Consider the following 13,430-nt stretch of genomic DNA (forward strand, 5'->3'; position numbering starts at 1 on the left):
AGAGCAGCAAAACGTTATGGTTTGAGTCCCGTTAGTTAGCATAGAGCAAAAACATTCCATTAAGATACACCATACAGAATGATATCGTGAATTTATCAATCATTCTTACTAAAGGGCGGTATGTTTTTTTCTGTAACAGATTCGCAAAACAACATCCCCGTTGACAAAATTCGCTACGATGAACGAGGTTTGGTGCCAGCTATAGTCCAGGATTATTTAGATGGCACTGTTTTAATGATGGCATGGATGAACCGAGAATCTTTAATCAAGACTTTGGACTCTGGTGAAACTTGCTTTTGGAGCCGTTCTCGTCAAGAATTATGGCATAAGGGTGCCACCAGCGGACATATTCAAATAGTGCATAGTCTCCGCTACGACTGCGATAGTGATGCTCTTTTAATTGGTGTAGAACAAGTCGGAGATATTGCTTGTCATACCGGCGAAAGAAGTTGTTTTCATCAGGTTGACAGCAAAATTATTCCTCCTCCTGCTGATACTTTGTCACAGCTATTTAATGTCATATCTCACCGACGCGACAATCCCACTGATGATTCTTACACTTGCAAGTTATTTAAAGGTGGGGACAATCAGATTTTAAAAAAAATTGGTGAAGAATCTGCTGAAGTGGTTATGGCTTGCAAGGATGACGATGCAGATGCCATCGCTGGCGAGGTTGCTGATTTGCTATACCATACTTTAGTCGCTTTGGCTCATCATCGTGTTGATTTAAAATCTGTTTATCGCAAGTTGCAAGAACGTCGTAAATAAGATTTGTTACTATTTGTCCTGCTTGTTTAGATAGCTTTGAATCATTGATTACTTATGATTCAAGGCTCTTATCCTTCATTTTTTTTGATTTTTCTCCCCACGCGATTTTTTTTCTCCGCCGAGGGTAGATTTTTTCTGATGAAATGATATTATTTTTATAATGGGAATATTGGCATTTTTTTTATTTTACCTTATATCCCCATTATGAAAATTTTACTACGAATCCGCCGCCAACTCAATAGTTATAGTTAATATTCTTTTAAAAAAATTTATACATCACAAAACGATACTAAGGGTAGTTGCTAAAATCGAAAATTAAAATTTGGTCATCAATACTCGTTAAGTAGTTACGGAGAAAGGGCTTTACAGAGAAGAAAGGAGTAAAGGGGGAATTTTTTGTAATTCTTATCATTAACGAGAATTTTCCTCACCGATTCCACATGATTTCCACAGACTCTTAAGGAGTTCTCCACAGGTTTTTGACGTTTAAACAAGCTTTAGAAGATATTATTGGGGATTGTTGGACAGCAACAGCAAAGACTTACAAGGACTGAGTTATTATTAAGTGTTGTAACAATATAGAGCGTCTAAGGTTGATTATTCCGTGAGTACGAAAATTTTATACCGAGATTTGTAACATTTCGCAGCATTGACAAACCTACCCCCCTTTAGCGCAAAATGATGCGACAAGATTTTTTCGTCAACCCAAGTATTGAATGTAATACTACAGTTTGGCAACACCTTTACACAACAATGCTCTTTGGGCTTTGTATGGTCACGATAAAGGTCTTCGTCCGCTCAAAATCCCTTTTGATAGCCCGATTTTAGGAGAAGAATTATGAACGCTACAATTAGTCTCGCAGCACAAGTCCCTGAAACACTTCACGAATCCTTGAAGAATTACTTAGAAACACATCCAGATTGGAACCAAGACCGAGTACTCACAGCCGCTCTGTCTTTGTTTCTACTTCAAAATGGAGATAGCGATCGCCGTGCAGCCCGTGTTTATTTAGAAACGTTGTTTCAAAATTTTTAGTACATAAAGACATTAATCAAGAAGGCAGCTTTGCCTTCAAAGTGTAAAGTCTTGTGAGACAAACCATTTAGCTGCTTTCTAATCGCTGATTTATTTCCTTAATGCAGTAATACCAATTAAGTCAGTAATTAAGTAATCGTCGATATGTCCTTTCATGGCACACAACTAAAAGGGAAATTCTTGTAAAAATATTTCCTAATCATAGTTGGGTGCTAATATCGAGGGATGTTATTATTTACTGACAGCTATAGACTCAAGTAAAAATAAAAAACATTTTTTTGATTAAAAATCCTCCCTTGATAAATTTAAGTAATAAGACTTAAAAAATCCCAATTAAAAAATATCCTCCGAAAAGGGGATTAATCATAAAACTTTAAGGTTTAAATTTTTATTTAAAACAGAAAATAATTAAACGGAGAAAAGCTAAAAATAAGGCAGATTCAACAGATTTATCAAGAATGTATAATTGGTTTTCCCTTTCTACTTGAGATTTTGATGTAATTGAATTTGTCATCTTCAAACTGATTGAGAGCTAAAAATACGTAAAAGGAGGTTTGACCTCCTGTTACATTAAAGTATTTTCTCAGGCTGCTGATCTGGAGCTGGGCATTCAAATTTATAGCCAACACCACGTACCGTCTGAATCAATGCAGGCTGGGCAGCATCAGCTTCAATCTTTTTACGAATTTGACCGATATGTACGTCTACGACCCTTTGGTCGCCAACATATTCATAATCCCATACCTCTTGGATAAGTTCGGCACGTCGCCAAACTCTACCGGGATGACTGGCTAGAAAATGCAGTAAATCAAACTCCAACGCAGTTAAAGGAACTGGTAGATTATTGAGTGAAACTTCTCTTCGCACAGGGTCTATCATCAATTTTTCAAAAACCAAACGTTTCTGTTCCGCTGTGGTTACAACGCGCTGACGGCGCAGAATAGCTGCGACTCTGACTTCTAACTCTCCCAAACCGAAAGGCTTGGTAAGATAGTCGTCAGCACCTTTAGAGAAGCCGCGAATTTTATCGGCTTCATCCGCACGACTAGTCAGCATCAGAACAAAAACACCGTTACGACTCTGCATTTCTTGGCAAAGATTAAACCCGATTACATCTGGTAAATTAACGTCTAAAATTACCAAATCCGGGTTAAATTGCTCGAAGAGAGCTAATGCGGTTTTGCCATCTTCGGCAGCTTCCACTTGATAGCTCTGCTTCATCAAGAAGCGTTGAATTAAATTTCTAACGGCAGGGTCGTCGTCAACTACAAGAATCTTGGCAGCAGGAGCCATGACCATCACTTTGCAAAAAAATTCATAGGATTTACAGACGGATTGCATTTTTTAGACGCGAATATCCGTTTTTGGGCAATAATAATCTACAAGGCTAAAACTCTCCTAACCCGTTATTCCAAACACATACTAGTGTAATGCCTTGGCTTCGGTAATCAGAGCGTAAATTTTCTTTTTCATGCAACCCTGGGGATAAAACAAGAATGCTCTTCTTGGTTTACAAGAGTATCTAACAATTATAGATAGATAATCTAATATGCCACCGTGTTAATTGAAGATTAAACTAGAAAATAGTTTACTTCAAGTTACAAAGTAATTAAACGCTATCAATTTTAAATCTATATGCGGTTAAACGGCACAAAACAAAGAAAGAGGATTATCGATTAAAACCTCCCTCCGGAGAAAAACGACAACTTTACATAAAACACAAAGTTTAATTTTTTGATGAAAAATCTTCGCTTTTTGTGTTTTTATCTCAAATTCTAGAGTAAAGCCCTTCAGACTCAACGGCATGAGGGGATACACGGAGTTATTGCGATATGTTAAAGTTACTTTTAGTAAAAATTACTTGTGTTAATTCCGTTATTGTTATAGCCTAATCTAGGTAAGATTATTAAAATTGACTGTGATAATATTGGTTTCTACTAAAATAAATCATAAAATAGTTTTTATTAACCAAGAAACTGCTGCGAACCTCGCTATCAGTAATTAACTCCCATGAGCGACCAAAATCCCTACGAAAAACTTGGGGTATCGGAAGACGCTAGCTTTGAAGAAATTCAAGATACACGCAATCGTCTAGTAGAACAATATAGTGGCGATACATCGCGTATTGAAATTATTGAAGCTGCTTATGATGCCGTACTGATGAACCGCTTGCGGATGCGTCAGGAAGGCAAGATTAAAGTACCCGAACGTATTCGCTTCCCCGAATCCAAAGTGCAGGTGACTCCCGATTTAAGTCCAGTTCCGAAAAAGCAGTCACCCCCATGGCTGCAACGTATGGTAGATAAACCCAGTACCCTTGACATAGTTGTACCTGGTATTTGGTATCTTGGCTTGAGTGCCAACAGTTTGTTTTATCGAACTGGAGGCGACCAGGTTTTACAATTAATGTTGGTAATCGGAGTTGGAGTGAGCATTTATTTTCTCAATCGCAAGGAAAATAAATTCGGTAGAGCGGTTTTATTTACTTTAGTAGGTTTGATAGTTGGTTTAATTATCGGAGGACTTATAGCTAGTTCTCTTACAGAACTGTTAAATTCGGCTAATTTCACAACGAATCAGTTTGCTACGGTGGTAACGTTTATATTATTGTGGCTAATTTGTAGTTTTCTCAAGTAACTTGAATTTGGGAAAATAGGGAATAAGACTATAAATTCCCTGTTTTCCGATTTTTTCATTGCTACTTTTGAATATTAAATTTTTATGCCCAACCTTTGAGTAAAAAATTCACCGCTTCTGTTAAATTTTTCACAAAAATGTCTGGATGATAAGCTTCGAGTTGAACGCGATCGCGAATACCGCACTCTACAGCTATCGACTTGACACCATGCTTTTTAGCGGCAGCGATATCTGCTTCAGTATCTCCAACCATCCAAGTCTCTTCTGCGTGGGGTAGTTCTTTTAAAGCCTGTGCCATAAGTAACGGTTTATCATCGATATCGCGGGTTTTTACGTAATCGTTACTAAGGCAGTAACGACGATTTTCAGGAAAAAACTGGTATAAATCAAATTTTTGTACAGCGTATTCTAATTCTCTGACTCGGCGCATAGTCATTACCGCCAAATCAATTCCAGCTTGTTGAACTCTGAGCAAAGCTTCTACAGCGCCGGGTGCGAGGATATCATACTCAAAATAAGGCTGCGTATGTACACATTGCTTTCGTAATTGAGCAAAATTTTCTGCTTGTGCTGATTCTAAACCGGATATAATACCTATTTGTTTTTCTGGCACACGCGAACGTTTTAACTGCCAAAATTCATCTTTGGAAAGTATACGTATTTGTTGATTTTGACGGTGGTTTTTCTTTAAACAAAACAGATACACTTGGTAATAACGTTCGGAAACATCGCAAATAGGTCCATCAAAATCTGATATCAATCTGATCATTGTCAATAAATGTAAAGTTTATTTACAAAATATCACAATTATTGTCATATTCTGATTGTGAATATTTAATAACTATAAATAATATTTTTGACTATGAATTAAATGAGAAGTCGGGTTTCGCTTGCGGTTGTCTGATTTGACGAATATTTACAGCATATTTCATCTTTATGAGGCATATTAGGACGGGTAGGGATGACCATCCCACAAGAACTTTATAATATAATGCTGTACCTGATTTATCTGCAAAATGCTGTCAGGTAAAAAGCCCGACTTCTTAGTGTTTTTGAACAACTAGAACTCACGTTAAGCTAATAGTAATCCTACAAAGACTGGGAGTGGTAATATGCTCTTAAGCATTAAACGTATTGATGTTCCACCGGGACAACGGGTATTGTTACGTGATGTCACGTGGCAAGAATTTGAAACAATTCTTGATGAATTAGGAGAACATCGTGCCGCTCGTATTGCTTATGACCAAGGAATGCTAGAAATTATGGCACCATTGCCAGAACATGAAGACGATAAAGAAATTATTGGTGACTTAGTAAAAGCGCTTTTAGAAGAACTAAATATTGAATTTAGAAGTCTGGGTTCCACGACTTTTAAAAATCAAATAATGCTTCAGGGAATTGAGCCAGACCAATGTTTTTATATTGAAAATGAAAATAAAATTCGTGGAAAGAAGCGGCTTGATTTAACACAAGATCCACCACCGGATTTAGCTTTAGAAATTGATGTTACTTCTCGGACTCATCCAAGTATTTATGCAGCATTAAAAGTTCCTGAATTATGGCGATTTGAGAAAGGTAAATTACAAATAAATTTATTACAAAATGATTCTTATATAGTGTCAGAGAAAAGCAAAAACTTTCCTAACTTACCTTTAGCTGAAATTCTACCCCAATATCTTGAGCAGAGTAAAACGGCAGGTAGGAATACTGTAATTAGAGCTTTTAGACGTTGGGTAAGAGAGCAAATACAAAATTAACCTCACCCCCTTCCCCTCTCCTAATATACGGAGAGGGGTGTCCGGAGGACGGGGTGAGGTTCAATATGTACTTCACTTAACCGAAATTTGCTATATACTCAAAACAAAAATTATCTATCAGCTAATGCTTCCTCTATTGTGGAAATTTTCACCGCAGTATTAATAATATCCTGTCCGGTACCAAGATTTTTGATTTCGGCATTATTTACGCCAACAATATAGTATTGTGAACCAATCGTGGCGATGATCGGACCACCAGAAGAACCCCCGGCAGTATCGCAATCATGTAATAAAAGCCCTTCTTCTTCTGCTACAATGCTGCAACCTTTTTCAAATCCTGCTACCATTCCTGGATTAAATTTGGGAAAATCACCGGAATATCCCACAAAAAAGAAAGCATTCTGATTACGAACAAGAACATTAGATGGTATAGATTTCCATCCTAGATAACCATATTTACGACCTAAAGGTTTATCTAATACCAAAATAGCCCAGTCTTTTGCGTTGTCTTGATTTCCATTTTTGAAATCAGTACCGTAAACAACTTGTTCAACTGAAGCAATATCTCTAGGATTATCAACTCTACCGTTGATAAAATTCGGTAAAAATTTAATTTCTCTACTTAATACACCAGTTTCTGCATCGATAACGCAATGAGAATTAGTGAGAACGAGATTATCGTAAATTAGAGTTCCCGTGCAATGATAGCTTTTAGCGTCAGTAGTTGTTCCTTGAACCCTACCAATTGTTGACCAAGGGTATTTATTGCTAGTCATGAGAATGCGATCATCTACACCATCGGGTATTCCTCGACTTGTACTTTCATTTGGTTTGATTGATTGTTCTACATCATTTGGAATAAAAGGTTTTCCCTTACTTGGTAATTCAAAATTACCTCCCTCCTCGGATTGAATAAATTTGGGATTGGAAATTTTGGGATTATTTTGTGCTTGTACCGACGAACTTATGGCGATCGCACAAGTAATTACAGTTGTAATAAATGGAGCAATAGATTTGTTGTTGATAGCGATATTCACGGTAATCTCTCCTTCCTGTTTGTAAACGTAAAATTAATCTCTTTACATCTCCCGCATTTCCCCCTCTCCTTGACAAGGAGAGGGCTGGGGTGAGGTTATTTCCACTCACCTTGCAATGTAAATGCAGCCCAATAATGGGGACTACGCCAATCCGGATTTGACCATAATTTGCGCTGTGCAGCCCGTAACGCTTCGCTAGGAGTTTTATTCTCCTGCAACATCTGTTTATAAAACTCTTGCATCAATACCGATGTACCCTTATCGTCAACCTGCCATAACGACAAAGCCACTCTCGCCGCACCTGCATACATCAATCCTCTTGTCAAGCCCACTAGACCTTCACCACTGACATTTTTGCCAAGTCCAGTTTCGCAAGCACTTAAAACAATTAATTCTGCGGGATAATCTTGTTCAAATAAATCTGCTAAACGTAAATAACCCGGTACTTGTTGACCGTCTTGATTAACTAACGATAAAATAATTCCTGATAATTCCGGTTGATCGGGATTAACGAACCCGTGGGTTGCAAAGTGTAAAATTTGGTATTGATTAAGATTTTTACTTGTCGCCAAGTTATAGTTAACATCGAAGCTAAATGCTTGTAGTGTGTCGGTAGAAGGAACGAGTTTTAATATTTCTTGGGCTTCTATTTCTGTATTTGGTAGTCGATTCCAGCCAGTACGATTAAGGCTTTTCGCGGAACGCTTGAGAGCGGAACGTTCTAAATCAAGTTCGGGACTGATAGTTTCTTCTTTACCTGTAACTCGTTGGTCATTGGAACTGTATACTGGGTCTGCGAGGATAGCGATTTTTTTAGGTGCTATTTTACGTTTGGCGATTTTTTCCCGAAGTTCGGGACCGATAGTTTCTTCTTTACCCGTAACTCGTTGGTCATTGGAACTGTATACTGGGTCTGCGAGGATAGCGATTTTTTTAGGTGCTATTTTACGTTTGGCGATTTTTTCCCGTTGGATAGCAATAGTTGATGCTGAAGGTAAATTAACAATTTCGTGGTTGAGCATCAAAGGTTGATAATTAGTATCTGTTTGAGTTGAAGTTGAAGTTGAATTTTTACTATTATTTGGATCTGCTAATGCTGCAAAAGGAATCTGTTGCAATACACCATCAGCAACGATGACTAATCTTTTTCCAGTTATCTTATCTTTTACAGGTTTAAGAATTATTTTGCTGAGTTTTTGTGCATTACTTAGGGCTAAATTCCCTGTTTTCTGATGTCCTAAATTTTTATGGAATTGTTTCGCTATTTTCTCAATTTCTTCACCTTTTGGTAGTTCGTAAGTGTCGAGAGAATTAGGAGTGACTAACCATAAATAACTGCGTTCTTTACCGAGGGAATATTGCAGTAAAACGGTATCTTTATCTAATTGCTGTTGAATTTCAGGCAGTTTTAAAGGTTCTGGGTTAGTAATTTTATCTCGTTCTGGGTTTTGAGCGCGGATTTTTGCTTTAAGCTGTTTTTGTTGGTTGATAATATTTTGAATTTCGGTTTCGGTTTGTTGAATACTATCTTTCGGTGGTTGGGATTGATTGATTAATTGAGCCAGGATTTTTTCTTGAGCTTGACGTTTTAGCTGTAATTCTTTTTCTTCAGCGATGAATTTGGGGTCAACATTTTTGCTGATTTCGGCGTTAGCTTGAGCTAAAAGTTCGATTAAACCACGAGCGCGGGAACGTTCTGAAATGTGTAGCGCTATAGTATCGTATCCTTGTGATGGGTTTTTCTTGTGTAAATCCATCAAGATGTTAATGTACCCTCTGTAGTAATCTTGGACTGTGGAGAAATAGGTGGTTTTTAAGTCTTGGTTGGTGTATGTACTGCGTAAATCTTCGATTATTGCGATCGCGCTTTCGATGTGTTTGAGGGATGCTTGTAAATTACCTTGTTTGTGTTCTAGGTAAGCAAGATTGTTTAAGGTAATCGCTTCTCCACCCCTGTCTCCCACCGCACGTCTCAATGGTAAAGCTTGGTTGTAGGATTGCAGTGCCTTCTGCTTTTCTTCTAAATTTGAGTAGACTCCACCAATATTATTGAGAGTAGTGGCTTCCATACCCCTGTTTCCTACAGCACGTAATATAGGTAAAGCTCGGTTGTAGAATTGCAGAGCTTTCTGCTTTTCTCCTAAAGCATGGTAGACTTGACCAATATTATTGAGTGTAGTGGCTTCTCCACCCCTATCTCCCACTGCACGTCTTAATGGTAAAGCTTGGTTGTAGGATTGCAGAGCTTTCTGCTTTTCTCCTAAATCGTCGTAGACTCCACCAATATTATTGAGTGTAGTGGCTTCTCCACCCCTGTCTCCCACCGCACGATCTAAAGATAAAGCTTGGTTGTAAAATTGCAGAGCTTTCTGCTTTTCTCCTAAATCCGAGTAGACTTTACCAATATTATTGAGAGTAGTGGCTTCTCCATTTCTGTCTCCCACCGCACGATATAAAGGTAAAGCTTGGTTGTAAAATTCCAGGGCTTTCTGCTTTTCTCCTAAATCCGAGTATACAAGACCAATATTATTAAGAGTAGTGGCTTCTCCACCTTTGTCTCCCACCGCACGTCTCAATGGTAAAGCTTGGTTGTAAAATTGCAGAGCTTTCTGCTTTTCTCCTAAATCGTCGTAGACTCCACCAATATTATTGAGAGTAGTGGCTTCTCCACCCCTGTCTCCCACCGCACGTCTCAATGGTAAAGCTTGGTTGTAAAATTGCAGAGCTTTCTGCTTTTCTCCTAAATCGTCGTAGACTCCACCAATATTATTGAGAGTAGTGGCTTCTCCACCTTTGTCTGCCACCGCACGTCTCAATGGTAAAGCTTGGTTGTAAAATTGCAGAGCTTTCTGCTTTTCTCCTAAATCACTGTAGACTGAACCAATATTATTGAGTGTAGTGGCTTCTCCACGTCTGTTTACCACCGCACGATATAAAGGTAAAGCTTGGTTAAAGTATTGCAGAGCTTTCTGCTTTTCTCCTAAATCACTGTAGACTGAACCAATATTATTGAGTGTAGTGGCTTCTCCACGTCTGTTTACCACCGCACGATATAAAGGTAAAGCTTGGTTGTAAAATTGCAGAGCTTTCTGCTTTTCCCCTAAATCATCGTAGACAAGACCAATATTATTGAGTGTAGTGGCTTCTCCACCCCTGTCTTCCACCGCACGATATAAAGGTAAAGCTTGATTATAAAATTGCAGAGCTTTCTGCTTTTCTCCTAAACTTGAGTAGACTACACCAATATTACTAAGTGTAGTGGCTTCTCCACGCCTGTTTCCCACCGCACCTAATAAAGGTAAAGCTTGATTGTAGTATTGCAGAGCCTTCTGCTTTTCTCCTAAATTGTCGTAGACTACACCAATACTTAGAAGAGTAACAGCTTGCCCTGTTTTATCCCCCAGTTTTTGCCACAAAACCAGCGCTGCTTCAAGTTTCTTCCTCGCTGCTAGCAGTGATTCCTTACCTCCTTGCTTATTAAATAACTCCAATCCTTCTTCTGTTAACTTTACTGCTTCAGCGCGAGTTACATCCGGTTGCGTTTCTCCCTGTTGAGCAATGATTTCTAAATTCCTAGAAGCATATACTCTCCCCACATCGGAAATCAAAAATACAGTCAAAAATACAGTAAAGGCGCGATGGGTTAAAACTCGGACATCGTGATGTTTTTTGCTCATATTTTATTAATTACTTTAAGTGATTTTTCTATAGCTATAAACATCTATATGTAGCGCCTTTCTAATTATGCAATTACTCTTTTATCCGCATAATTACTGAAAATCAAACCGCAGAGACGCGGAGGGCGCGGAGGAAGGAGGTAAGGAGAGATAAGGAGTAAGCAGCAGATAACCTGAGAAAACTAATATTCTTGACTTGTCGAAAAGGATATAAGATTAGCTACAGGGTATAGTAAATTTGATTTACTAGAATGGCAAGTGATTAAAATTACATATTGATTGTATTTTTCGGCAAATCTTATTTTTTGGGTTGTTTTTTTATACGGTGAAAATTGATTATTAATTTTCTTTTCTCTAAAATCAAAAGGACTGAAAATAAGTTATTTCCTCTTTCTCCATCACCACGCCAACCCTATCCGCTGCAAAGCATAAATAAAATCTCCTACAGGTGGAGTAAGCTTCACCCATAGGAGAAATTGTACAATTTTATTATGTTTCGACAAATTTATTAAATCCAGTAATTACACTTACTCCACAGTCACAGATTTAGCTAGATTTCTCGGTTGATCGACATCCAAACCGCGACGGGCTGCAATGTGATAAGCCAATAACTGTAAAGGAATCACTGTCAAAATAGGTGAAAGTAATTCATCTACATTGGAAACGGGAATTAAATCGTTGAATATTTCTGCGACTTCTTCATCGTCAGCAGGTGCAATTCCAATCAACCGCGAATCACGGGCTTTAGCTTCCTGAGCGTTGGAAATTACCTTTTCATGGACGTTACCCGGCATCGCGATCGCAACTACTGGAACTTTTTCATCTAAAAGTGCAATCGGGCCGTGTTTCATTTCCCCTGCGGGATATCCTTCAGCATGAATATAGCTAATTTCCTTTAATTTTAAAGCGCCTTCTAAAGCGATAGGAAAGTTAATTCCTCTTCCTAAAAAGATAAAATCTCTAGTTTCGGTGAATTCATGAGCTAGCTGTTCGGTTAATTCTTCTTGTCTTTGGAGATTTTCTTCAATTTCATTGGGAATCATCCGCAATCCGGCTATTGTTTCGTTGATTCTTTCAATTGAAACAGTTTTACAGCGATAAGCTAAATCTATTGTTAAAGCATAAAATGCCATCAATTGAGCAACAAAAGTTTTCGTCGCTGCTACCCCAATTTCAATTCCGGCAAAAGTATTAATAATATGCGGTACCATCAGCCCCAAACTACTTTCCGGACGGTTGGTTATACCTAAAAGTCTGGGTTGATACTTAGATTCTTTAGCTTCGCGGCGTTGTTTTTCCATTGATAGAGCTGCCAGAGTATCCGCAGTTTCACCGGATTGAGTTACACCAATTATCAGTGTGTTGGGAGTTAAAGGTGTTGGTGAATAGCGGAACTCGGAAGCGTAATGTACCTGAGTGGGAATTCCCGCAAACTGTTCTAATAAGTATTTTCCGACTAATGCCGCGTGCCAACTAGTACCACAAGCAACTATCTGTATTTGTTCTAAATCAGTATAAAGTTCATTTGGTAAACCCAGATTTACTGGGGAATTCGTATAATCAATAGTATCGTGATGGCTGAAATAAGCATCCAAACAAGCTCTGACTACACCAGGTTGCTCATAGATTTCCTTGAGCATAAAATGCTTGAATCCCTGTTTCTCTACCATTACGGGATTCATATTCAGCAATCTGGGTTGTTTCTTTAATCTTTCACCGGCAAAGTTATAAACCTCCACACCTAAAGGAGTTAAACGAGCCATTTCTCCATTATCTAAATTCAGTACCGCACGGGTATGAGAAACAATCGCTGGGGTATCGGAAGCACAGAAAAATTCACCTTGTCCAAAACCAATTACCAAAGGTGCTTGCTGACGTATCAAGATAATTTCATCGGGGAAATCAGCACAAATAACCGCAACAGCAAACGCACCGCTCAATTGATTTACTGCTTTCCGTACTGCTTCAAAAAACATTAAATCCGGATAAGTTTCTTGTAGCGCAACTTCTTCCTTGAGAAACTGAGCAATTAAATGAGGAATAACCTCAGTATCCGTATCCGAACGAAATTCATGACCTTGAGCCTTTAACTCTTCGCGCAACTCACGGTAATTTTCCACAATCCCATTTTGCACCACCGCCACCCGCATAGCAGTATCCATATGGGGATGAGCGTTGTATTCTTCGGGCTTACCATGGGTAGCCCATCTAGTGTGTCCGATACCGACACGAGCGGGATTTTCTAAGTGTTCTAACTTAGAACGCAAATTATGTAACTTACCCTTAGCCCTAACGCAACTAATTTCACCTTCCGATATCGTAGCGATTCCAGCGGAATCGTAACCCCGATACTCCAACTTTTCCAATCCTGCGAGTAAAACTTCCGTCGCTGTTTGCGTGCCGATATAGCCAACGATTCCGCACATAATTCACACCACTCCGTTTTCCGTTTGGACTTAACTGGTTATAGTAGTTAACACATCCTTCAGGGTTTAGCCAAGGATAAAAGGAGTAAATT

At 38.6% G+C, this 13,430-nt stretch carries 9 protein-coding genes and 1 pseudogene; 4 read left to right on the plus strand and 6 right to left on the minus strand.

The features are described 5' to 3' along the window. The first annotated feature begins 120 nt into the window (after nucleotides 1-120). Together hisIE and IQ247_RS02790 are read left to right on the plus strand one after the other, a co-directional pair. The gene (gene hisIE / locus IQ247_RS02785) at nucleotides 121-768 is read left to right on the plus strand and encodes a bifunctional phosphoribosyl-AMP cyclohydrolase/phosphoribosyl-ATP diphosphatase HisIE (protein ID WP_193916810.1); all 648 of its coding nucleotides are present in this window, start codon (nucleotides 121-123) and stop codon (nucleotides 766-768) included. 838 nt (nucleotides 769-1,606) lie between these two features. Continuing rightward, a complete protein-coding gene (locus IQ247_RS02790; RefSeq protein ID WP_193916812.1) occupies nucleotides 1,607-1,804 on the plus strand; it encodes a DUF2811 domain-containing protein in 198 nt (65 codons plus the stop codon). Nucleotides 1,805-2,374: 570 nt separating this feature from the next. Here the strand turns inward: IQ247_RS02790 and IQ247_RS02795 are convergent. After that, nucleotides 2,375-3,097 (minus strand): response regulator transcription factor, encoded by a 723-nt coding sequence (locus tag IQ247_RS02795; protein ID WP_193916815.1) that lies wholly within the window; start codon nucleotides 3,095-3,097, stop codon nucleotides 2,375-2,377. 717 nt (nucleotides 3,098-3,814) lie between these two features. Between IQ247_RS02795 and IQ247_RS02800 the strand changes: the two genes are divergently transcribed. Further along, nucleotides 3,815-4,441 carry a CPP1-like family protein gene (locus IQ247_RS02800; protein ID WP_193916817.1) on the plus strand — a complete coding sequence of 209 codons (627 nt, stop codon included), beginning with the start codon at nucleotides 3,815-3,817 and terminating at the stop codon, nucleotides 4,439-4,441. Nucleotides 4,442-4,523: 82 nt separating this feature from the next. Here the strand turns inward: IQ247_RS02800 and IQ247_RS02805 are convergent, their stop codons facing one another. Next, complete coding sequence (locus IQ247_RS02805; RefSeq protein ID WP_193916819.1) at nucleotides 4,524-5,210, minus strand: HAD family hydrolase; 687 nt, start codon at nucleotides 5,208-5,210, stop codon at nucleotides 4,524-4,526. Nucleotides 5,211-5,553: 343 nt separating this feature from the next. Between IQ247_RS02805 and IQ247_RS02810 the strand changes: the two genes are divergently transcribed. Then, nucleotides 5,554-6,198, plus strand: coding sequence for a Uma2 family endonuclease (locus tag IQ247_RS02810; protein ID WP_193916821.1), 645 nt, complete (start codon nucleotides 5,554-5,556; stop codon nucleotides 6,196-6,198). Nucleotides 6,199-6,308: 110 nt separating this feature from the next. On the opposite strand, the gene IQ247_RS02815 is transcribed toward IQ247_RS02810, so the two are convergent. From IQ247_RS02815 to IQ247_RS33510, 4 genes and pseudogenes are all read right to left on the minus strand, one after another. Further along, nucleotides 6,309-7,235: a trypsin-like serine peptidase gene (locus IQ247_RS02815; RefSeq protein WP_322745400.1), complete on the minus strand. Its 927-nt coding sequence runs from the start codon at nucleotides 7,233-7,235 to the stop codon at nucleotides 6,309-6,311. Nucleotides 7,236-7,330: 95 nt separating this feature from the next. Continuing rightward, on the minus strand, nucleotides 7,331-10,912 hold the full coding sequence (locus IQ247_RS02820) for a CHAT domain-containing tetratricopeptide repeat protein (protein WP_193916823.1): 3,582 nt from the start codon (nucleotides 10,910-10,912) through the stop codon (nucleotides 7,331-7,333). A gap of 527 nt (nucleotides 10,913-11,439) precedes the next feature. Continuing rightward, nucleotides 11,440-13,338, minus strand: a complete 1,899-nt coding sequence (glmS, locus tag IQ247_RS02825; protein WP_193916825.1) for a glutamine--fructose-6-phosphate transaminase (isomerizing) — start codon at nucleotides 13,336-13,338, stop codon at nucleotides 11,440-11,442. 10 nt (nucleotides 13,339-13,348) lie between these two features. Next, nucleotides 13,349-13,429: pseudogene (locus IQ247_RS33510) on the minus strand (hypothetical protein); the annotation flags it as partial. Nucleotide 13,430 lies beyond the last annotated feature (1 nt).

It is taken from the genome of Plectonema cf. radiosum LEGE 06105 (assembly GCF_015207665.1).
Classification (GTDB): Bacteria; Cyanobacteriota; Cyanobacteriia; order Cyanobacteriales; family Nostocaceae; genus Rivularia; species Rivularia radiosa_A.